This is a genomic window from Serratia sp. CY43202, from assembly GCF_052168755.1.
GTDB lineage: Bacteria > Pseudomonadota > Gammaproteobacteria > Enterobacterales > Enterobacteriaceae > Serratia > Serratia bockelmannii.
The window spans coordinates 51045-70580 of sequence record NZ_JBJNMB010000008.1 but is presented as its reverse complement, the minus strand read 5'-3'; the positions used below and the strand labels follow the sequence as shown (position 1 = coordinate 70580).

The window sequence follows — 19536 nt, the reverse complement described above, 5'->3', positions numbered from 1 at the left end:
CATGATGACAACGTTAACGGCAACGACGGCGCAGCAGGCGCCCCTGGATGTGGTCACGCTGGGTGAAGCCATGGCGATGTTCGTGGCGGCACAAACCGGCGATCTGGCGGAGGTGGAAACCTTCACCAAACGCATCGCCGGCGCCGAACTGAACGTGGCGATCGGCCTGGCGCGTCTGGGTATGAACGTCGGCTGGGTCAGCCGCGTCGGCAACGATTCGTTCGGGCGCTTCACCCTGCAGCAGTTGAAAAAAGAAGGCATCAATTACCGGCAGGTGACGGTCGACGGCCACTACCCCACCGGTTTTCAGGTGAAATCCAAAACCACCGATGGTACCGATCCCAGTGTGGAGTATTTCCGCAAGGGCTCGGCGGCCAGCCACCTGTCGATTGCCGATTTCAACCGCGAGTATTTCGGTTCCGCACGCCACCTGCACCTGAGCGGCGTGGCGGCAGCGCTGTCCAGCGAGTCGCTGGCGCTGTGCCACCATGCGGCGCGCGAGATGCGTGCCATGGGTAAAACCATTTCGTTCGATCCCAATCTGCGCCCGGTGCTGTGGCCCAGCCGCGAGGTGATGATCGAGCAGCTGAACCAGCTGGCGTTCGCCGCCGACTGGGTGCTGCCGGGGTTGAAAGAGGGACAGATCCTCACCGGCCAGTCGACACCGGAAGGCATCGCCGATTTCTATCTGGAGCGCGGCGTGCAGGCGGTGATCATCAAAACCGGCCCGGACGGCGCCTGGTTTAAAACCGCCGCCGGCGATAAAGCGGCAGTGGCCGCGGTCAAGGTCGACAACGTGGTGGATACCGTCGGTGCCGGTGATGGCTTTGCCGTTGGCACCCTCAGCGCCCTGTTGGAAGGTAAAACGCTGATACAGGCGGTGCAGCGCGGCAATAAAATCGGCTCGCTGGCGATCCAGGCCATCGGCGACAGCGAAGGCCTGCCGACCCGTGCGGCATTGGCCGAATAACAATAAAAAAAACGACTTCTCCGCATGACGTCAGCCTCTGGCCCTACAACCGGGACGCGTCGGGAGAGCATCTGCCCCTTCCTCTTTCACGCCCAGCGTGCCGGGCGAAGGGGATGCAACACCACTGAAGGATACTGAACATGAACAAAGCGACTGTCGCGGCCAAACGCTGGTGGTACATCATGCCCATCGTGTTTATCACCTACAGCCTGGCCTATCTCGATCGCGCCAACTTCAGCTTCGCCTCTGCCGCCGGCATCAATGAAGATCTCGGCATCACCAAAGGCATGGCCTCGCTGCTGGGCGCGCTGTTTTTCCTCGGTTATTTCTTCTTCCAAATTCCCGGCGCCATCTACGCCGAACGCCGCAGCGTCAAAAAACTGATCTTCTGGTGCCTGATCCTATGGGGCGGCTGCGCCTCGCTGACCGGCGTGGTCAGCAATATCCCGATGTTGGCCGCCATCCGCTTTATCCTGGGTGTGGTGGAAGCGGCGGTGATGCCGGCGATGCTGATCTACATCAGCAACTGGTTCACAAAATCGGAGCGGTCACGCGCCAATACCTTCCTGATCCTCGGCAACCCGGTGACGGTGCTGTGGATGTCGGTGGTGTCCGGCTACCTGATCCACGCCTTCGGCTGGCGTGAAATGTTCATCATCGAGGGCATTCCGGCGGTTATCTGGGCGTTCTGCTGGTGGGTGCTGGCGAAAGACAAACCGGCGCAGGCCGGCTGGCTGAGCGCCGATGAGAAACAGGCGCTGCAGCAGCAGCTGGACGAAGAGCAAAAAGGCATCAAGGCCGTGCGCAACTACGGCGAAGCTTTCCGCTCACGCAACGTGATCCTGCTGTGCGTGCAGTACTTCGCCTGGAGCATCGGCGTGTACGGCTTCGTGCTGTGGCTGCCTTCCATCCTGCGCAGCGGCATGCAGATGGGCATGGTGGAAGCCGGCTGGCTGTCGGCGGTGCCTTACCTGGCGGCAACCATCGCTATGATCGTGGTCTCCTGGGCGTCGGACAAAATGCAAAACCGCAAGCTGTTCGTCTGGCCGCTGCTGCTGATCGGCGCGCTGGCGTTCTTCGGTTCTTACGCCGTCGGCGCCAACCACTTCTGGATCTCCTACGGCCTGCTGGTGGTCGCCGGCGCCGCGATGTACGCCCCCTACGGGCCGTTCTTCGCCATCATTCCGGAAATGCTGCCGAAAAACGTTGCCGGGGGCGCCATGGCGCTGATCAACAGCATGGGCGCGCTGGGGTCGTTCTTCGGTTCGTGGTTCGTCGGCTATCTGAATGGCGCCACCGGCAGCCCGGCGGCCTCTTACATGTTCATGGCCATCGCACTGGTGGTGGCGGTGGTGCTGACGCTGATCGTCAAACCCGCCCGCAACGAGATCCAGCCGCAATTGGCTTGATCCGGTTATACTTTTTATCTGTTAACCCAACCGGGGGGGCGCCATGCCCCCTTTGGCCCAGATGGAGTTCGTGATGAAGCCTTCTATCGTATTGTACAAAAGCCTGCCCGCCGATCTGCGTGAACGTCTGGAACAGCACTTCACCGTGCACGCCTTCAACGGCCTGCAGCCGGAGAACCGCGACGAACTGCGCCAGGCGCTGCAGCAGGCCGAAGGGATCATCGGTTCCGGCGGTAAAATTGACGAAGCCTTCCTGCAGCAGGCGCCCAAACTGCGCGCGGCCTCGACCGTTTCCGTCGGCTACGACAACTTCGACGTCGAGGCGCTCAACGCCCATAACGTGCTGCTGATGCACACCCCGACGGTGCTGACCGAAACCGTCGCCGACACCATCATGAGCCTGGTGCTGGCGACCGCGCGCCGGGTGGTGGAAGTGGCGGAGCGGGTGAAGGCCGGCGAATGGCGCGGCAGCATCGGGCCGGACTGGTTCGGCGTCGACGTGCACCACAAAACCATCGGTATCCTCGGCATGGGCCGCATCGGCCTGGCGCTGGCGCAGCGCGCGCACTTCGGCTTCGGCATGCCGGTGCTGTACAACGCCCGCCGCACGCATGAAGAGGCGGAACAGCGCTTCAACGCGCGCCGCTGCGATCTGGACACCCTGCTGGCCGAGTCGGATTTCGTTTGCATCACGCTGCCGCTGACCGAACAAACCTTCCACCTGATCGGCCGCGAACAGCTGGCGAAAATGAAGAAAAGCGGCATTCTGATCAACGCCGGCCGCGGGCCGGTGGTGGATGAGCAGGCGCTGATCGAAGCGCTGCAAAACGGCGAGATCCACGCCGCCGGATTGGATGTGTTCGAGAAAGAGCCGCTGCCGGCCAACTCGCCGCTGCTCAGCATGCCGAACGTGGTGGCGTTGCCGCACATCGGCTCCGCCACCCATGAAACGCGCTACGGCATGGCCGCCTGCGCGGTGGATAATTTGATCGCCGCGTTGACCGGCACGGTGAAAGAAAACTGCGTCAATCCGCAGCTGTTGCGGAAATAACTCAGCGCGGCCGGTGGTCTGAGGATAACCGGCCGTGTTGCTCTTCCTGCTGCGGCGCGAACAGCGCCTGCAGCTGATGTTCTTCGGCGAAGTGCTGCAATTCGGCATCCTGAATTGCCTGAACGATCTCTTCTCGCCAGTTTTTGTCCGTCATCGCTAACCTCCTTTGATGTTCATCGTTTAATCTGCCGCAGCGCGCGCACAAAGCCAAGCCGAATCAATCCGAAAACGCTCCACCCTTCCTCTCCTCCTCGAAAAACCCCCGCAGGGAGGAGGCCATTTTTCCACCGTTTGCCACACTGGGCGCTACCCTGCGAAAAAACGCTTCCTGCCGCGCGTAAGGAGAGCCATGAAACTGTTACCCCTGCCCTTGTTGATGCTGCTGTCGCCTTCGGCGCTGGCCGGCTGGACGCTGCCGGGCTTCCCGGCCTTCGACGAAACGGCCGCCGGGCTGTTCACCAGCCAGGCCGCGCTGCCCAAAGGCCAGCTGCCGCTGCGGCTGTATCAGGATAACCACTGCTGGCAACCGGCCGAGGCGGTGAAGCTTAACCAGACGCTGTCGCTGCAACCCTGCGGCGCCAACCCGCCGGTCAGCTGGCGGCAGTTCCGCGCCGGCGACTATCAGGTGCGCGTCGATACGCGCAGCGGCACGCCGACGCTGCAGCTCAGCCTGAGCAGCGTGCCGGAAAGCGCCGCCGTTGCCGTCCGCAGCTGCCCGCGCTGGGACGGTAAGCCGGTCACGGTCGACGTCACCTCCACCTTCACCGAAGGCGAAACGCTGCGCGATTTCTATTCCGGCCAAACGGCGCAGGTGAGCCAGGGAAAAATCACGCTGCAGCCCGCCCCCGCCAGCGGCGGCCTGTTGCTGCTGGAATCCGCCGCCACGGCGAAACCGGCGGCGTTCAGCTGGCATAACGCCACGGTCTACTTCGTGCTGACCGATCGCTTTGAGAACGGCAATCCGGCCAATGACCACAGCTACGGGCGCCGCAGCGACGGCCTGCAGGAAATAGGCACCTTTCACGGCGGCGATCTGGCCGGCCTGACGCAGAAGCTGGATTATCTGCAGCAGCTCGGCGTCAACGCCTTGTGGATCAGCTCGCCGCTGGAGCAGATCCACGGCTGGGTCGGCGGCGGCACCCAAGGTGATTTCCCGCATTACGCCTATCACGGCTATTACGCGCTGGACTGGACTCGCCTCGACGCCAACATGGGCACCGAACAGGAGCTGCGCACGCTGGTCGAGCAGGCGCATCGCCGCGGCATTCGCATTCTGTTCGACGTGGTGGTGAACCACGTCGGCTACGCCACGCTGGCGGATATGCAGACGTTCCACTTCGGCTCGCTGTATCTGCAAGGCGCAGAGGTGGAGAAAACCCTGGGGAAAAACTGGAGCGACTGGCGCCCCGGGCCAGGGCAAAACTGGCACAGCTTCAACGATTACATCAACTTCAGCGACAAGGCGGGCTGGCGCCCATGGTGGGGGAAAAATTGGATCCGCACCGACATCGGCGACTATGACGCGCCGGGCTATGACGATCTGACGATGTCACTGGCCTTCCTGCCGGATATCAAAACCGAAGCGCCCGGCGCCAGCGGCCTGCCGGTGTTCTATCGCCACAAACCCGACACCGCCGCGCGCGACATGCCCGGCGCCACCACCCGCGATTACCTGACCGTCTGGCTCAGCCAGTGGGTGCGCGATTACGGCATCGACGGTTTTCGCGTCGATACCGCCAAGCACGTGGAAAAACCGACGCTGGCGCTGTTGAAACAGCGCGCCACGGCGGCATTGGCGGCATGGAAAGCGGAGCATCCGCAGCAGGCGTTGGATGATGCGCCGTTTTGGATGACTGGCGAGGCCTGGGGCCACGGGGTGATGAAAAGTGACTATTACCAAAACGGCTTCGACGCGATGATCAACTTCGATTTCCAGGACCAGGCGTCGCAGGCATTGGGCTGCTTCGCCGACATCGATGCCACCTACCGGCAGATGGCCGAGCGGCTGCAGGATTTCAACGTGCTAAGCTATCTCTCTTCACACGACACCCGGCTGTTCTTCGCCAGCGACGCCAAAGGCTCGCTGCCTCGCCAACAGCGGGCGGCGAACCTGCTGTTGCTGGCGCCGGGCGCGGTGCAGATTTACTACGGCGATGAAAGCGGCCGCCCGCTCGGCCCAACCGGTTCCGATCCGCTGCAGGGTACCCGCTCCGACATGAACTGGCGTGAGCTGCAGGGAGAAAAAGCCCCGCTGCTGACCCACTGGCAACGGTTAGGGCAGTTCCGCGCTCGCCACCCGGCGATCGGCGGCGGCGTGCAAACCCCGCAGGCGCACGCCGCCTATTACGCCTTCAGCCGCCGGCTTGGCGACGATGAGGTGATGGTGGTGTGGGCCGGCGAACGGTCACAATAATCCAGCGTAATATGCTGCTAATCGGCCAATGAGCGAAGTTTGTGCCCATTGGCCGATTTGTCGGCCGCATTGCAGCGGGATTTGTCTGGCGGTATGGTGGGTGATTACCTGCTAAGAAACAGTACTGCTGCACCTATGACTTTCTCACTTTTCGGCGAAAAATTTACCCGTTATGCGGGCATTACCCGTTTGATGGACGACCTGAACGAAGGCCTGCGCACCCCCGGTGCCATCATGCTCGGCGGCGGCAATCCGGCGCAGATCCCAGAGATGGAAGCCTACTTCAAACAGCTGTGCCAGGAGATGCTCGACCAGGGCAAACTGACCGAGGCGCTGTGCAACTACGACGGCCCGCAAGGCAAGGACGCGCTGCTGAAAGCGCTGGCCAATCTGCTGCGCGACGAGCTCGGCTGGGAGATTTCGCCACAGAATATTGCACTGACTAACGGCAGCCAAAGCGCGTTTTTCTACTTGTTCAACCTGTTCGCCGGCCGCTACGCCGACGGTTCGCGCCGCCGCGTGCTGTTCCCATTGGCGCCGGAATATATCGGCTATGCCGACGCCGGGCTGGACGAAGGGCTGTTCGTCTCCGCCAAACCGAACATCGAGCTGCTGCCGAACGGCCAGTTCAAGTATCACGTCGATTTCGAACATCTCACCATCGGCGATGACATCGGCATGATCTGCGTTTCACGGCCGACCAACCCGACCGGCAACGTGATCACCGACGAAGAGCTGATGAAGCTCGACCTGCTGGCGCAGCAGCGTGATATTCCGCTGGTGATCGACAACGCCTACGGCGTGCCGTTCCCCGGCATCATCTTCAGCGACGCCACGCCGCTGTGGAACCCGAACACCATCCTGTGCATGAGCCTGTCCAAGCTCGGCCTGCCGGGCTCGCGCTGCGGCATCGTGATCGCCGACGAGAAGGTGATCACCGCGCTAACCAACATGAACGGCATCATCAGCCTGTCGCCAGGCAGCATGGGGCCGGCGATGGCGACGGAAATGATCGCGCGCGGCGATCTGCTGCGCCTGTCGAACGAGGTCATTCGCCCGTTCTACAAACAGCGCGTCGAGCACACCATCGAGATTATTCGCCGCTACCTGTCGCCGGAGCGCTGCCTGATCCACAAACCGGAAGGGGCTATCTTCCTCTGGCTGTGGTTCAAGGATCTGCCGATCACCACCGAAGTGCTGTATCAGCGCCTGAAAAAGCGCGGCGTGCTGATGGTGCCGGGCCACTACTTCTTCCCGGGGTTGGAGCACGACTGGCCGCACACCCACCAGTGCATGCGCATGAACTACGTGCCCGATCCGGAGAAAATCGAGCGCGGCGTGGCGATCCTGGCGGAAGAGATCGAGCGCGCACATCAGAAAGGCTAACGCCGACTGATTGAAAATTGACCGACAAAGATATACGATGCATATATCGTATATCTTTTTTTGGAGGGCCAACGATGACTCGCATCGTGATCGATTTACCTGAAGAAGACCTGCGGCAGCTCGATAATCTGAAAAATATCCGCCACGTTCCGCGGGCCGAGATCATTCGTCAAGCAGTCTCCCGCTATCTGACGGAGAACCACGTGGAAGATCCCAGCAACGCTTTCGGGCTCTGGTCCGGGGCGATGGGAGATGGCGTGGAGTACGAAAATCGTCAGCGCGAGGAGTGGGAATAATGGTGGCTCAACGGGCGTTATTCGACACCAATATCCTGATCGATTATCTCAACGGCATTCCTCAAGCCAGGGACGTTCTGGTCGAGTATCACATCAATCCGGCCATCAGCGCCATCACCTGGATGGAAGTGATGGTAGGTGCTAAAAAACAGGGTCCGGCACTGGAGCTGAAAACACGTCAGTTTTTAGGGCAATTTCTGCTGCTGCCTATTACCGATGAAGTCGCTGAACGCGCCGTAGAACTGCGCCACTCACAGCATGTGAAACTGCCAGACGCCATTATCTGGGCCACAGCGCAGGTGGGATTCCGGATGCTCATCTCCCGCAACCCCAAAGATTTCGGCACTGACAATGGCGTGTTGATGCCTTATCGGCTGTAGACGATCCGCACTACAGCGTCCAGAACAGCACCGCCAGCAGCTGCGGCGACATGATGCGCAGGAACATCGCCAACGGATACACGGTGGCGTAAGACAGCGCGGCGGCGCCGCTGGTGGGATGCAGACCGTTGGCGAAGGCCAGCGCCGGCGGATCGGTCATCGATCCCGCCAGCATGCCGGACAGCGTCAGGTAGTTCATCTTGCCCACCGTGCGTGCCAGAATACCGACGCTCAGCAGCGGAATGGCGGTGATTAACGCGCCATAACCAATCCATGTCAGCCCCTCGCCGTGCAGCAACGTATCGATAAAATTGCCGCCCGATTTCAAACCGACCACCGCCAGAAACAGCACGATGCCCAGTTCGCGCAGCGCCAGGTTGGCGCTCGGCGGCATAAACCAATACAGCTTGCCGATACTGCCGATGCGCCCCAGGATCAGCGCCGCCACCAACGGCCCGCCGGCCAGCCCCAGCCGCAATGCCGCCGGGAAGCCGGGCACGAACAGCGGAATGGAGCCCAGCAGCACCCCGAGACCGATGCCGATAAAGACCGGCAGCATCTGCACCTGCTGCAGTTTTTGTTGGGCGTTGCCGACGATTGCCGTCACCGCGTCGATGGCCTCCGGCCGGCCGACCAGGTTGAGAATGTCGCCAAACTGCAGCGTCACGTTGCTGCCGGCCACCAGCTCGACGCCGGCGCGGTTGAGGCGTGAAATCACCACGTCATACTTCTGCTTCAGGTTCAGATCGCGGATTTTCTTGCCCAGCACCTGCTCGTTGGTCACCACCGCCCTCACCACCTGCAGCGCGGTGCCGCGCGTCGACAGCGAGGCGTCCACCTCTTCGCCGATCACCAGCCGGGCGTTCTCCAGATCTTCACGCTTGCCCACCAGATGCAGGTAGTCACCAAGTTCCAGCCGCTCGTGTGGCGCCGGCACCATCAGCAGCTCTCCGCGCTTGAGGCGCGAACAGACGATCGCTTCACCGTTGAGCAACGGCACCTGCTTAATCGCCATGCCCTGCAGGTTGGGATTGCGCACCGCCACGTTGATGGCGTGCAGCAGCTCACGCTGATTGCCCAGGCTGTTTTCAAACGCCTGCGCCTCGCGCTCGATGTTGATGCGGAAAACCAATCGGATCAGCCACATCACCAGCAAGATGCCGCAAATGCCGAACGGGTAGGCCATGGCGTAGCCCATCCCCATGCCGTCCACCAACGCCGGATCGGAACCGAGATCGGTCAGGATTTGTTGACCGGCGCCCAGCGCCGGGGTGTTGGTGACCGCGCCGGAGAACACGCCGAGGATGATCGGCAGCGGCACGTCGAACAGCTTGTGCACCGCCGCCGCCACGACGCCGCCGGTCAGTACCAGCAGCACCGCGAAGGCGTTGAGGCGCAGACCAGAGACGCGCAGCGAAGAGAAGAAACCGGGACCGACCTGGATGCCGATGGTGTAAACGAACAGGATCAGGCCAAACTCCTGGATAAAGTGCAGCATGTCACCATTCAGGCTGATTTGCCCGCTCTGGGCAAAGTGGCCGACCAGAATGCCGCCGAACAGCACGCCGCCGATGCCCAGCCCGACGCCGTACAGCTTCCAGTTCCCCATCCACAGCCCAATGACGGCCGCCAGCGCCAACATGCTGACGGTCAGGGCGATATCGCTCATAGGTCACATCCTTGCCAAAGTTGAACATGGGATTTGCGGACAAAGACACACAATTAACAAGGATTATGGCATCGGGCAGACGGGGGGACTGTGGCGTGCGCCACATAACGCAACGGGGGAGATCCGTCTGGATCTCCCCCGCATGATGATGACCGTTTTTCAGTCGGTTATTTGGCTTCCAGCTCCGGCGTCGCGCCGATGGCAATGCGCTGAGGCTGCAAGGCTTCCGGCACCTGACGCACCAGATCGATGTGCAACAGGCCATTTTCAAATTTGGCCTCGGATACCTGCAGGTGTTCCGCCAGAGTGAAGGTCAGCTGGAACTCTTTGCACACCAACCCCTGATGCAGGTACTCGACCTGTTTTTCCGGCGGCGTGGGTTTACCGCTGACGGTCAGCCGCGGCCCTTCCACTTCGATATTCAGCTCGCTCTGCCGGAAACCGGCCAGCGCCAGAGAAATGCGGTAGTGATTGTCATCGCTTTTCTCGATGTTATACGGCGGGAACCCCTGGGGTTCCTGGCCCCCCATGGAACTGGCCAGTTTATCAAAACCAATCCATTGACGCAGAAGCGGGGATAGATCGTAATTACGCATAGGAACAACTCCTTTCATTAAGCGAGATGTGTTTATTCAGCCCCCTGACGGCAGGCGGATTGTTACTGCATATTTGCCGACAGCGTTCCTGCCGGCGAAAAGGGAATTATTTAATTTCGATACGGCGCGGTTTTAATGTTTCCGGCACGATGCGCTGCATATCGATATACAGCAGGCCGTTTTCCAGTTTGGCGCCTTTAATTTGAATATGTTCAGCCAGCTGGAATTTACGCTCGAAATTACGCTCAGCGATGCCCTGATATAAATAGGTTTTTTCTGCCGGTTCGTTATTGTGCGCACCGCGCACGATCAGCAGATTATCTTGCGTGGTGATCTCCAGCTCCTGCTCGGCAAACCCGGCTACCGCAATGGCGATGCGATAATGATTTTCGTCCACCAGCTCGACATTATAAGGGGGATAACCGCCGTTGCCCTGGCTCTGGCCGGCCTCCAGCGCGTTGAACAGGCGATCGAAACCAATGGCGGAACGGTATAGCGGAGAAAGATCGAAATTACGCATAAAACAGCCTCCTAAGGCACTTCAGCGAGGTTGAAATAAATACGCCTTCCATTCTGGACAGGCTAATTAAGCCAGAATTCCCTTACGGCAAATTCTCAATCCGGCTCTGATGATAAAATGGGGGTTGATTTCATCAATTCAACGGGCGAGGATCAAAAAAAGCGCTTTTCGGTTAGGTGAAAGTTTTTTTACCACTTACACTAAAGTGAGAGAGCCGCCACAGAGCGGGATTTTGCTTCTTTTAAAGCAGCAACAGGATGTTATAAATCAGCTTAATTTAGGGGCACAGCAACCCTGCAGGATGGATTAATGACGACGATGAAAGCGATAGCGACGGGCTGCATGTTGTTGGCGACCAGCGGTTGCTCCAGCGTGATGAGCCATACCGGCCCGAATCAGGGTTACTATCCCGGCACCCGCGCCAGCGTGGACATGCTGAAGGACGACAACACCAGTTGGGCGATGATGCCGCTGGTGGCGCTGGATCTGCCGTTCTCCGCAGTGATGGATACCGTGCTGCTGCCTTACGACTATCTGCGTTCAGGCAATGACGCCACCGCAGACTCGCCAAAAGCGCGCATCCTGCGCAGCGAGCAACAGAATCTGGCTGCAACCGGCAACCCCGGCGAGGGCAACGACAGCACCGCCACACACTAATCACGCACGCAGCGGGCCATCAGGCCCGCCTTACGCCTCAACCACAAAGATCTGGTTGAATCCGGCAATCTCGCGCATAAATGCCACTTTCTTGCCATCCGGCGAAAACACCACGGCATCCCCCGACGGCGGCTGCACGCTGCGCTGCGTTAAACGCTGCAGGCGGCCGCTGGCGACCTCACACAGCATCACGCTGTTGTCACACACCAGGGCTATCGTCCCGCCCTGCGGGTGCCAGCTGAACGCCGACTGGATGTCATGCTCGCCGCGGCTGACCTGGCGCGGCTCACCGCCGTTCGGCGACACCGTCCACAGTTGCACCACGCCGCCGTCATCCTTCATCAGAAAAGCTATCTGGCTGCCGTCCGGCGAGCTGCGCAGCCAATGGCGCGGCGCGCCGGCGACGCCCGGAAAACGACGATCCCCGGTAAAGGTCACCCGCCGCTGCCTGACGCCAAGCGGCGGCGCCGGCAGCTCGCTTTCCGTCCCCTGCAGCGGCAAAGCGCCCGCCCTGGCGTAGTCGGCGTCGTTCTCCGGCAGATCGACGATAAACACCTCCGGCAGTTTCTCGCCGGCGGCGGACAGCGTATCGCCGATGAACGCCAGCGCCCAACGCTGCCGACTGCCGTCGGCCTTACGGTAACCTTCGCGGCCAATCCAGCCCTCTTCGTAGGCGCGATTGATCTGATCGCTGCCCGGCTGCGGCTGCGGCACGGTCTCGCTGACCAGCACGCAATAGTGGCTGCCGTCATACTCACGGGGATGCTGTTTCGGCGGATTGACCCCGTGCAGCGGCACAGCCACGCCGACGTTGCGCAGATCGCGCGCCGGATCGCATTCATGCATCACGTGATCGTTGTAGGTAAAGCTGAGGCGGCTGCCGTCCGGGCTGAAAACGTGCACATGGCTGCCGCCGCGCAGCGCACCGGGCGTGTAGGGCGCCGTGATATCCAGCGCGTCGAGGGTAATGGCCAACTCGCGATCCGGTTCGCTGACGATCACCCCGCGGCGGTGATGAAAATCATACTGCCAGGCGCTGTCCGGGTGTTCCGGGCCGTGGATGAAGACGTAACGCGCCGGCGCATCGGGGCTGACCGTGACCACACCGACGTGTGCGCCGTGCTGGGCGCGATAAACCACTTCCACCGCGCCGCTGGCGACGTTAACCCGCTCGATGCTCAGGCCGGTGAAAGAGGCGCCGCGCGGGCGCACGTCATAAGCCAGCCATTGGCTGTCCGGCGTCCAGACGTTGATATTGGTTAACTGATGCCCGCGTGGGTCGAAAGTCAGTTGTTTTTCCCGATGGCTCATGGCGGCTCTCCTGCGCATGCTGGCACTGAACGGCCATCTTACCGGATCGACAGCCGCGTTTCATATGGCCGGCGAGGACGAGCCGGGGGCTTTCCCGCGTCGAAATTTCCATGAGACTTATCCGTTAAACCTATCGACGACGCCGGCAGGAAATAAACGCCCGGCTAGCCGGCCGTATTCCAGGCAGTGAAACTCAGCGGTGCCCATGCCGTATAGGCAGATGCCGCGAGCGCTATTTTTTCATTCTCATTTACTTGATCAAAATAATTCAGCGGCAGCGCCTTTCTTAACGCAAATAAATAAAAAATCGTGCCGCTAAACGCCCAGTAATGTTTATTTTCACCGCATACGCGATGCCGTACCCCGGCCATTTCCGCTTTCTGGCCGGGTTGCCCGACGGGGTTTACAATCAATACAAAAAAGTACAAACTGGATTTTTAAGTCCAATACATTCTGGAGCCGGTATGAATCCCCTCTTCGATGCCATTGTTTCTGCCCATCAGCAACTGCGCCCTCAGGTGCGGGTCACGCCATTGGAGCGCAGCGTACTGCTTTCTCAGCAATTGGGCTGCGAGCTGTATTTGAAATGCGATCACCTGCAGCACACCGGTTCCTTTAAATTTCGCGGCGCCAGCAACAAGCTGCGGCTGCTGGATAACGAGCAACGCCGGCGCGGCGTGATCGCCGCCTCAACCGGCAACCACGGCCAAGCGGTCGCCCTGGCGGGGTACCTGATGGGGGTTGGCGTCACGGTTTATGCGCCAAAGACGGCCGCGAGCATCAAGCTCGACACCATTCGTGCACTGGGCGGCACCGTGGAATTGGTGCCGGGCGATGCGCTGAACGCCGAACTGGCGGGGGAACAGGCCGCACGCGAACAGGAAAAAACCTATATCTCGCCGTATAACGACGAGCAGGTGATCGCCGGCCAGGGCACCTGCGGCATGGAGCTGGTTGAACAACTCACCGATCTGGACGCGGTGTTCGTGGCGGTGGGCGGCGGTGGCTATATCGCCGGCATCGGCACCGTTCTGCGGCAACTGTCGCCGAACACGCAGCTTATCGCCTGCTGGCCGGAAAACGCCACCAGCCTGTACAGCGCGTTGGAAGCGGGCCATATCTTCCCGGTGGAAGAGCAAGAAACCCTGTCCGACGGCACCGCCGGCGGCGTCGAGCCGGGCGCCGTGACCTTTCCGCTGTGCCAACAGCTGATCGACCGCAAAGTGCTGGTTAGCGAGGCAGAGATCAAACACGCGATGCGCCGGATCGCCGCCAGCGATCGCTGGATTATCGAAGGCGCGGCCGGCGTGGCGCTGGCGGCGGCGATCAAACTGGCGCCGGAATACCAAGGTAAAAAGGTGGCGGTGGTACTGTGCGGCAAGAACATCGTGCTGGAGAAATACCTCAAGGCCATCGCCGATGCACATCCTTAATCGGCAGCAAATCCTCGCCGCGTTCGACGCCGAGACCATAACGCCGCTGCTGAAGCAGGGTTTTATCGCCTACTCGCAACAGCGAGTGCAACAACCGCCGGTGCAGCATTTCCTGTTCGAGCGGGCCGACGGCGACTGCTGCATCAAGTCCGCCTGGTTGGAAGAGGACGAACTGTTCGTGGTCAAGATCTCCGCCGGTTTCTATCGCAACGCCGAACACGGCCTGCCGAGCAATCAGGGGCTGGTGATGGCGTTCTCCGCCCAGACCGGCGAACCGCAGGCGCTGCTGCAGGATGAAGGTTGGCTGACCGCGTTGCGCACCGCCCTGGCCGGCCGCATCGCCGCCGAGCTGTGCGCGCCGCCGCATATTCAGGCGATCGGCATGGTCGGCACGGGTCTGCAGGCGCGGCTGCAGCTGCAATGCCTGAAACCGGTGACCGATTGCCGAGACGTATGGGTGTGGGGACGAGACGAACAGGCGCTGGCGGCGTATCGGCGCGATGCCGAAGCCGAGGGTTTTCGGGTGCGGGTTACGCAGAATGCGGCGGAACTGGCAGCGCACTGTCGGCTGATCGTGACTACCACGCCCAGCCGCGAACCGATATTGCAGGCGGCGGATATTCGGCCCGGCACGCACATCACCGCCGTGGGCGCCGACGCGCCCGGCAAACAGGAACTGGCGACCGAGCTGGTGGCCAACGCAGACGCGCTGCTGGTCGATGCCCTGACGCAGTGCGCGGACTATGGCGAGATCGCGACGGCTTATCGGCAAAACAGGCTGATTTCAACGCCAATCGTCGAAATGGGCGCCGTCTTGGCGCAGGGAGGGCGGGTACGACGCGAGCCGCAGCACATCACCATCGCCGATCTCACCGGCTTGGCGATTCAGGATCTGCAGATCGCCAAAGGGGTGTTGGCGAAAGTATAAAGGGGCGCCGCAGCGCCCCGCGTTATCAGGCGTTGAGCACGAACTTCTCGATAGCGCGCGCCACGCCGTCCTCTGTATTGGCGCTGGTGACAAACTGCGCCACCGCTTTCAGTTCGGGAATGGCGTTGCCCATCGCTACGCCGACGCCGGCATATTCGATCATCGCCGTATCGTTGGCCTGATCCCCCAGCGTCATGATGTTTTCCCGCGCCACACCCAAATGCTCGGCCAGCATTCTCACCCCGGCGCCCTTATCGACGTTCTTGTGCAGGATCTCGAGGAAATAAGGCGCGCTTTTCAGGATGGTATAACGCTCGCGCGTTTCCGCCGGGATGCGCGCGATAGCGCGGTCCAACAGCTCCGGCTCGTCGATCATCATCACTTTAGGGAACCGCATCTGGCGATCCATCTCTTCCACGCTGCGGTATTTCAGCGGAATGCCGGTCATTTCCGCCTCGTGTATGGTGTACTTGCCGATATCCTTGTTCGGGGTATACAGGGTATCGAAATCAAACGCCTGGTAGTGAACGCCGAACTCGCGCGCCATCTGCTCAAAGTGCAGATAATCCTCAAAGCCCAGCGTTTCTTGCAGAATGCAGGCGCCGTCAACCGCACGCAGCACCAGCGCGCCGTTATAGGTGATACAGAAATCGCCGGGGCCCTGAATGTCCAACTGGCGCAGATAATCCTGCACGCCGACATAAGGCCGCCCGGTGGCCAACACCACATGCACCCCTTTGCGCCGCGCCGCCGCGATAGCCTGCTTTACCGCCGGCGTGATTTGGTGCTGCGGATCCAGCAACGTGCCGTCCATGTCGATCGCAATCAGTTCAATAGCCATTCAACGCTTCTCCCAGTGGTTTTTTCCCATGCTAACGCGTTTCAGCCTCGGCTGTCAGCGCCAAAAAAGGCGCAAAAAAAATCCGCGCGGGTCGCCCGGCGCGGATTTTCACAGCCATTAACGCATCAGATATCGATGTTCGCCGCTTTCAGGGCGTTTTCTTCGATAAAGGCGCGGCGCGGTTCAACCGCATCGCCCATCAGCGTGGTGAACAGCTGATCGGCAGCGATGGCATCCTTGACGGTCACGCGCAGCATACGGCGGCTTTCAGGATCCATGGTGGTTTCCCACAGCTGCTCCGGGTTCATCTCGCCCAGACCTTTATAACGCTGCACCGACAGGCCGCGGCGCGACTCTTTCACCAGCCACTCCAACGCCTGCTCGAAGCTGTCTACCGGCTGACGGCGTTCGCCGCGCTCGATGAACGCGCCCTCTTCGACCAGCCCGCGCAGCTTCTCGCCCAGCTGACAGATCTTGCGGTATTCGCCGCCGTGGATGAAGTCGAAGTCCAGCTTATAGTCGGTATCCACGCCGTGGGTGCGGATGCGCAGCGCCGGCTCGAACATCTGGCGCTCGCGGTTCTCGAAGATAACGAAGTCATAGCTGCTGCCGTGCTGCTCTTTGTCGTTCAGCGCCTGCACCAGCGAAGCAATCCAGGTTTTCACCTTGGCTTCATCGCTGAGATCGCCTTCGTTCAGCGTCGGCTGATAGATCAGGCTGTTCAGCAGCGCGCGCGGGTAGCGGCGCTCCATGCGGCCGATCAGCTTCTGCACGCCATAGTGCTCAGCCACCAGTTTTTCCAGCTGTTCGCCACCCAGCGCCGGTGCGCTGGCATTGGTGTGCAGCGTAGCGCCGTCCATCGCAATAGCGATCTGGTACTGATCCATCGCCTCGTCATCTTTGATGTACTGCTCTTGCTTACCTTTCTTCACCTTGTACAGCGGCGGCTGTGCGATGAACACGTGGCCACGCTCGATGATTTCCGGCATCTGGCGATAGAAGAAGGTCAACAGCAGCGTACGGATGTGCGAACCGTCGACGTCGGCATCGGTCATGATAATGATGCTGTGATAACGCAGCTTGTCCGGGCTGTACTCGTCGCGGCCGATGCCGCAACCCAGCGCGGTGATCAGCGTCGCCACTTCCTGCGAGGAGAGCATTTTGTCGAAACGCGCTTTCTCGACGTTGAGGATTTTCCCCTTCAGCGGCAAGATAGCCTGGTTCTTGCGGTTGCGCCCCTGCTTGGCAGAGCCGCCCGCGGAGTCCCCTTCCACCAGGTACAGTTCGGACAACGCCGGGTCGCGTTCCTGGCAGTCCGCCAGCTTGCCCGGCAGGCCGGCCAGATCCAGTGCGCCTTTGCGGCGGGTCATCTCACGCGCTTTACGCGCCGCTTCGCGCGCGCGCGCCGCGTCGATGATTTTGCCGACCACGATTTTCGCGTCGCCTGGATTCTCCATCAGGTAATCCACCAGCTTCTCGTTCATCAGCGTTTCAACCGCGGTTTTCACCTCGGAAGAGACCAGCTTGTCCTTGGTCTGAGAAGAGAACTTCGGATCCGGCACCTTCACCGAGACCACGGCGATCAGGCCTTCACGTGCGTCATCGCCGGTGGCACTGACCTTGGCCTTCTTGCTGTAGCCTTCCTTCTCCATGTAGCTGTTCAGCGTACGGGTCATCGCGGTACGGAAACCGACCAGGTGCGTGCCGCCGTCGCGCTGCGGGATGTTGTTGGTGAAGCAGTAGATGTTTTCCTGGAAACCGTCGTTCCACTGCAGCGCCACTTCCACGCCGATGTCGTCTTTCACGGTCGAGAAGTAGAACACGTTCGGGTGGATCGGGGTTTTGTTCTTGTTCAGGTACTCGACAAACGCCTTGATGCCGCCTTCGTAATGGAAGTGGTCTTCACGGTCGGTACGCTTGTCCTTCAGGCGGATAGACACGCCGGAGTTGAGGAAGGACAGCTCGCGCAGACGCTTGGCCAGAATGTCATACTCGAATTCGGTCACATTGGTGAAGGTCTGGTGGCTCGGCCAGAAGCGCACCATGGTGCCGGTCTGCTCGGTTTCGCCCACCACGTTCAGCGGCGCCTGCGGCTCGCCGTGGCTGTAAGTTTGTTCGTGCACTTTGCCTTCGCGGCGGATCACCAGCTCCAGTTTCTCCGACAGGGCGTTAACCACCGAGACGCCCACGCCGTGCAGGCCGCCGGAAACTTTATAGGAGTTGTCGTCGAATTTACCGCCGGCGTGCAGCACGGTCATGATGACCTCTGCGGCTGAAACCCCTTCTTCAGGGTGAATGCCGGTCGGAATGCCGCGGCCGTCATCCTGCACCGATACCGAGTTGTCGGCATGGATGGTGACCTGAATGTCACTACAGTGGCCCGCGAGCGCTTCGTCGATAGCGTTGTCCACAACCTCGAATACCATGTGGTGCAGACCGGTGCCGTCATCGGTATCGCCGATATACATGCCCGGGCGCTTGCGCACCGCATCCAGCCCTTTTAATACCTTGATACTTGAGGAGTCATAAGAATTCGACATCAACGTTTCTCGCTCATTTTAGTCCTGTGGTTGAACCTCTATTTTACCCTGTTCCACGCGGAACATCTTGCCCTTTTCACCGGCCATGTCGGTCACTTGTTCAGCGCTGACTGCGCTGACAAAAACCTGGGCCTGGGTGGCTTTCAGGCGATCGGCCAGCAACCGGCGACGGCCGGTGTCCAGCTCGGAGGCAAAATCATCAATCAGATACAGGCAACGCCGCCCGCTCTGCCGGGTGAGAAACTCACCCTGCGCCAAGCGCAACGCGCACATCAGCAGCTTAAGCTGACCGCGCGATAACAAATCCTCTACCGGCGTGCCGTCGGCACGAATGCGAAAGTCCGCTTTATGCGGCCCCACCGCGGTATAGGTCAACGCCCTGTCGCGCTCAAACTGGCGCTCCAGCAGCTCGCCGTAGTCGCTCTCTTTGTCCCAGCCGCGTTGGAAGGAGAAGCTCAGGCCGAATTCAGGCAGAAACTGCGCACAGGTCGCGGTGATATCCGCGGCGATCGCGTCGCTGTATTCCGCCCGCCATTCGCTGATGCGCTCCGCGAGCGGGATCAGTTCCTGATCCCAAGCGCGGATCTGCGCATAGCGACTCACCTGGCGCAGCGCGGCATTGCGCTGCTTCAGTAACCGTTTCAGGTTGCTCCAGGCGGTGAAAAAACCGGGTTCGTTATGAAAACAGCCCCAGTCCAGGAAGGCGCGCCGGAATTTCGGCCCGCCGTTCAGCAGGGTAAAACCTTCGGGGGTGATCAGCTGCATGGGCAGCAGCTGCGCCAGCTCGGCCACCTTGTGGCCGTCGCTGCCATCGATGCGTACTTTGCTGTCACCCTGACGGCTCTTACTCAATCCTACCGACAGCTCGCGCTCCGCACCTTCGATGCGGCCATGCAACACGAACTCCGGTTGGTCGTGGCGAATCACCCGACCAGCCTGCAGGCTGCGAAAGGCGCGGCCGTGGCCGAGCGTATACACCGCTTCCAGCACGCTGGTCTTGCCGCTGCCGTTGGCGCCAACCAGGAAGTTGAATCCCGGCGCTAGCGCCAAATCCGCCGCCTCGATATTGCGGAAGTCTTTAATCAATAAACGCGTCAGAGCCATGCAATCTCTTTACCGATGACGGTGCTGTAATT

19 protein-coding genes are annotated in these 19536 nt (G+C 60.7%); 10 read left to right on the top strand and 9 right to left on the bottom strand.

Annotated features, from left to right (window positions below; all coding sequences use genetic code 11):
* The first annotated feature begins 4 nt into the window (after positions 1 to 4).
* The 3 genes from ACJ8J5_RS17475 to ghrB all read left to right on the top strand — a co-directional run bounded on the left by ACJ8J5_RS17475 (position 5) and on the right by ghrB (position 3430).
* On the top strand, positions 5 to 970 hold the full coding sequence (locus ACJ8J5_RS17475) for a sugar kinase (RefSeq protein WP_025304772.1): 966 nt from the start codon (positions 5 to 7) through the stop codon (positions 968 to 970).
* Between the two features lie 140 nt (positions 971 to 1110).
* Positions 1111 to 2379, top strand: a complete 1269-nt coding sequence (locus tag ACJ8J5_RS17470; RefSeq protein WP_033639091.1) for an MFS transporter — start codon at positions 1111 to 1113, stop codon at positions 2377 to 2379.
* 73 nt (positions 2380 to 2452) lie between these two features.
* Positions 2453 to 3430 (top strand): glyoxylate/hydroxypyruvate reductase GhrB, encoded by a 978-nt coding sequence (gene ghrB / locus ACJ8J5_RS17465; RefSeq protein WP_149570672.1) that lies wholly within the window; start codon positions 2453 to 2455, stop codon positions 3428 to 3430.
* Between the two features lies 1 nt (position 3431).
* Here ghrB and ACJ8J5_RS17460 read toward each other — a convergent pair whose 3' ends face one another.
* Positions 3432 to 3584 carry a hypothetical protein gene (locus tag ACJ8J5_RS17460; RefSeq protein ID WP_162837931.1) on the bottom strand — a complete coding sequence of 51 codons (153 nt, stop codon included), beginning with the start codon at positions 3582 to 3584 and terminating at the stop codon, positions 3432 to 3434.
* Between the two features lie 195 nt (positions 3585 to 3779).
* On the opposite strand from ACJ8J5_RS17460, the gene ACJ8J5_RS17455 reads away from it, so the two are divergent.
* The 4 genes from ACJ8J5_RS17455 (at position 3780) to ACJ8J5_RS17440 (ending at position 7905) form a co-directional block, all read left to right on the top strand.
* Positions 3780 to 5843: an alpha-amylase gene (locus ACJ8J5_RS17455; RefSeq protein ID WP_414104979.1), complete on the top strand. Its 2064-nt coding sequence runs from the start codon at positions 3780 to 3782 to the stop codon at positions 5841 to 5843.
* A 135-nt stretch (positions 5844 to 5978) separates the two neighbouring features.
* Positions 5979 to 7229 (top strand): valine--pyruvate transaminase, encoded by a 1251-nt coding sequence (locus ACJ8J5_RS17450; RefSeq protein ID WP_414104978.1) that lies wholly within the window; start codon positions 5979 to 5981, stop codon positions 7227 to 7229.
* Between the two features lie 74 nt (positions 7230 to 7303).
* Complete coding sequence (locus tag ACJ8J5_RS17445) at positions 7304 to 7525, top strand: ribbon-helix-helix domain-containing protein (protein ID WP_025304767.1); 222 nt, start codon at positions 7304 to 7306, stop codon at positions 7523 to 7525.
* On the top strand, positions 7525 to 7905 hold the full coding sequence (locus ACJ8J5_RS17440) for a type II toxin-antitoxin system VapC family toxin (RefSeq protein WP_025304766.1): 381 nt from the start codon (positions 7525 to 7527) through the stop codon (positions 7903 to 7905). The genes ACJ8J5_RS17445 and ACJ8J5_RS17440 overlap by 1 nt, the downstream gene beginning before the upstream one ends.
* A gap of 10 nt (positions 7906 to 7915) precedes the next feature.
* On the opposite strand, the gene ACJ8J5_RS17435 is transcribed toward ACJ8J5_RS17440, so the two are convergent.
* The 3 genes from ACJ8J5_RS17435 to ibpA form a co-directional block, all read right to left on the bottom strand.
* Positions 7916 to 9574, bottom strand: coding sequence for a putative transporter (locus tag ACJ8J5_RS17435; RefSeq protein ID WP_414104977.1), 1659 nt, complete (start codon positions 9572 to 9574; stop codon positions 7916 to 7918).
* A 167-nt stretch (positions 9575 to 9741) separates the two neighbouring features.
* On the bottom strand, positions 9742 to 10170 hold the full coding sequence (gene ibpB / locus ACJ8J5_RS17430; RefSeq protein WP_004933922.1) for a small heat shock chaperone IbpB: 429 nt from the start codon (positions 10168 to 10170) through the stop codon (positions 9742 to 9744).
* Between the two features lie 106 nt (positions 10171 to 10276).
* On the bottom strand, positions 10277 to 10690 hold the full coding sequence (gene ibpA, locus ACJ8J5_RS17425) for a small heat shock chaperone IbpA (protein WP_004933919.1): 414 nt from the start codon (positions 10688 to 10690) through the stop codon (positions 10277 to 10279).
* A 309-nt stretch (positions 10691 to 10999) separates the two neighbouring features.
* Here ibpA and ACJ8J5_RS17420 point away from each other — a divergent pair, with 309 nt between their 5' ends.
* Positions 11000 to 11347, top strand: coding sequence for a YceK/YidQ family lipoprotein (locus ACJ8J5_RS17420; RefSeq protein WP_016929593.1), 348 nt, complete (start codon positions 11000 to 11002; stop codon positions 11345 to 11347).
* 30 nt (positions 11348 to 11377) lie between these two features.
* Here the strand turns inward: ACJ8J5_RS17420 and ACJ8J5_RS17415 are convergent, their stop codons facing one another.
* Both ACJ8J5_RS17415 and ACJ8J5_RS17410 read right to left on the bottom strand, forming a co-directional pair.
* Positions 11378 to 12658 (bottom strand): DUF3748 domain-containing protein, encoded by a 1281-nt coding sequence (locus ACJ8J5_RS17415; RefSeq protein WP_414104976.1) that lies wholly within the window; start codon positions 12656 to 12658, stop codon positions 11378 to 11380.
* A 164-nt stretch (positions 12659 to 12822) separates the two neighbouring features.
* Complete coding sequence (locus tag ACJ8J5_RS17410) at positions 12823 to 13086, bottom strand: hypothetical protein (RefSeq protein WP_197835767.1); 264 nt, start codon at positions 13084 to 13086, stop codon at positions 12823 to 12825.
* Between the two features lie 36 nt (positions 13087 to 13122).
* Between ACJ8J5_RS17410 and ACJ8J5_RS17405 the strand changes: the two genes are divergently transcribed.
* Both ACJ8J5_RS17405 and ACJ8J5_RS17400 read left to right on the top strand, forming a co-directional pair.
* A complete protein-coding gene (locus ACJ8J5_RS17405; RefSeq protein ID WP_442520485.1) occupies positions 13123 to 14091 on the top strand; it encodes a threonine/serine dehydratase in 969 nt (322 codons plus the stop codon).
* Complete coding sequence (locus tag ACJ8J5_RS17400) at positions 14078 to 15019, top strand: ornithine cyclodeaminase family protein (protein WP_414104974.1); 942 nt, start codon at positions 14078 to 14080, stop codon at positions 15017 to 15019. The genes ACJ8J5_RS17405 and ACJ8J5_RS17400 overlap by 14 nt, the downstream gene beginning before the upstream one ends.
* A gap of 25 nt (positions 15020 to 15044) precedes the next feature.
* Here the strand turns inward: ACJ8J5_RS17400 and yidA are convergent, their stop codons facing one another.
* The 3 genes from yidA to recF all read right to left on the bottom strand — a co-directional run bounded on the left by yidA (position 15045) and on the right by recF (position 19504).
* Entirely contained in the window at positions 15045 to 15860 is an 816-nt protein-coding gene (yidA, locus tag ACJ8J5_RS17395; RefSeq protein ID WP_025304760.1) for a sugar-phosphatase, read from the bottom strand.
* Positions 15861 to 15985: 125 nt separating this feature from the next.
* Positions 15986 to 18400 carry a DNA topoisomerase (ATP-hydrolyzing) subunit B gene (gyrB, locus tag ACJ8J5_RS17390; protein WP_025304759.1) on the bottom strand — a complete coding sequence of 805 codons (2415 nt, stop codon included), beginning with the start codon at positions 18398 to 18400 and terminating at the stop codon, positions 15986 to 15988.
* A gap of 18 nt (positions 18401 to 18418) precedes the next feature.
* The gene (gene recF / locus ACJ8J5_RS17385; protein ID WP_025304758.1) at positions 18419 to 19504 is read right to left on the bottom strand and encodes a DNA replication/repair protein RecF; all 1086 of its coding nucleotides are present in this window, start codon (positions 19502 to 19504) and stop codon (positions 18419 to 18421) included.
* Positions 19505 to 19536 lie beyond the last annotated feature (32 nt).

Excerpts from the sequence above, each read along its gene's own strand:
- ACJ8J5_RS17475 (WP_025304772.1), top strand. The coding sequence starts at position 5 with ATGACAACGTTAACGGCAACGACGGCGCAGCAGGCGCCCCTGGATGTG.
- ACJ8J5_RS17470 (WP_033639091.1), top strand. The coding sequence starts at position 1,111 with ATGAACAAAGCGACTGTCGCGGCCAAACGCTGGTGGTACATCATGCCC.
- ghrB (WP_149570672.1), top strand. The coding sequence starts at position 2,453 with ATGAAGCCTTCTATCGTATTGTACAAAAGCCTGCCCGCCGATCTGCGT.
- ACJ8J5_RS17460 (WP_162837931.1), bottom strand. The coding sequence starts at position 3,584 with ATGACGGACAAAAACTGGCGAGAAGAGATCGTTCAGGCAATTCAGGAT.
- ACJ8J5_RS17455 (WP_414104979.1), top strand. The coding sequence starts at position 3,780 with ATGAAACTGTTACCCCTGCCCTTGTTGATGCTGCTGTCGCCTTCGGCG.
- ACJ8J5_RS17450 (WP_414104978.1), top strand. The coding sequence starts at position 5,979 with ATGACTTTCTCACTTTTCGGCGAAAAATTTACCCGTTATGCGGGCATT.
- ACJ8J5_RS17445 (WP_025304767.1), top strand. The coding sequence starts at position 7,304 with ATGACTCGCATCGTGATCGATTTACCTGAAGAAGACCTGCGGCAGCTC.
- ACJ8J5_RS17440 (WP_025304766.1), top strand. The coding sequence starts at position 7,525 with ATGGTGGCTCAACGGGCGTTATTCGACACCAATATCCTGATCGATTAT.
- ACJ8J5_RS17435 (WP_414104977.1), bottom strand. The coding sequence starts at position 9,574 with ATGAGCGATATCGCCCTGACCGTCAGCATGTTGGCGCTGGCGGCCGTC.
- ibpB (WP_004933922.1), bottom strand. The coding sequence starts at position 10,170 with ATGCGTAATTACGATCTATCCCCGCTTCTGCGTCAATGGATTGGTTTT.
- ibpA (WP_004933919.1), bottom strand. The coding sequence starts at position 10,690 with ATGCGTAATTTCGATCTTTCTCCGCTATACCGTTCCGCCATTGGTTTC.
- ACJ8J5_RS17420 (WP_016929593.1), top strand. The coding sequence starts at position 11,000 with ATGACGACGATGAAAGCGATAGCGACGGGCTGCATGTTGTTGGCGACC.
- ACJ8J5_RS17415 (WP_414104976.1), bottom strand. The coding sequence starts at position 12,658 with ATGAGCCATCGGGAAAAACAACTGACTTTCGACCCACGCGGGCATCAG.
- ACJ8J5_RS17405 (WP_442520485.1), top strand. The coding sequence starts at position 13,123 with ATGAATCCCCTCTTCGATGCCATTGTTTCTGCCCATCAGCAACTGCGC.
- ACJ8J5_RS17400 (WP_414104974.1), top strand. The coding sequence starts at position 14,078 with ATGCACATCCTTAATCGGCAGCAAATCCTCGCCGCGTTCGACGCCGAG.
- yidA (WP_025304760.1), bottom strand. The coding sequence starts at position 15,860 with ATGGCTATTGAACTGATTGCGATCGACATGGACGGCACGTTGCTGGAT.
- gyrB (WP_025304759.1), bottom strand. The coding sequence starts at position 18,400 with ATGTCGAATTCTTATGACTCCTCAAGTATCAAGGTATTAAAAGGGCTG.
- recF (WP_025304758.1), bottom strand. The coding sequence starts at position 19,504 with ATGGCTCTGACGCGTTTATTGATTAAAGACTTCCGCAATATCGAGGCG.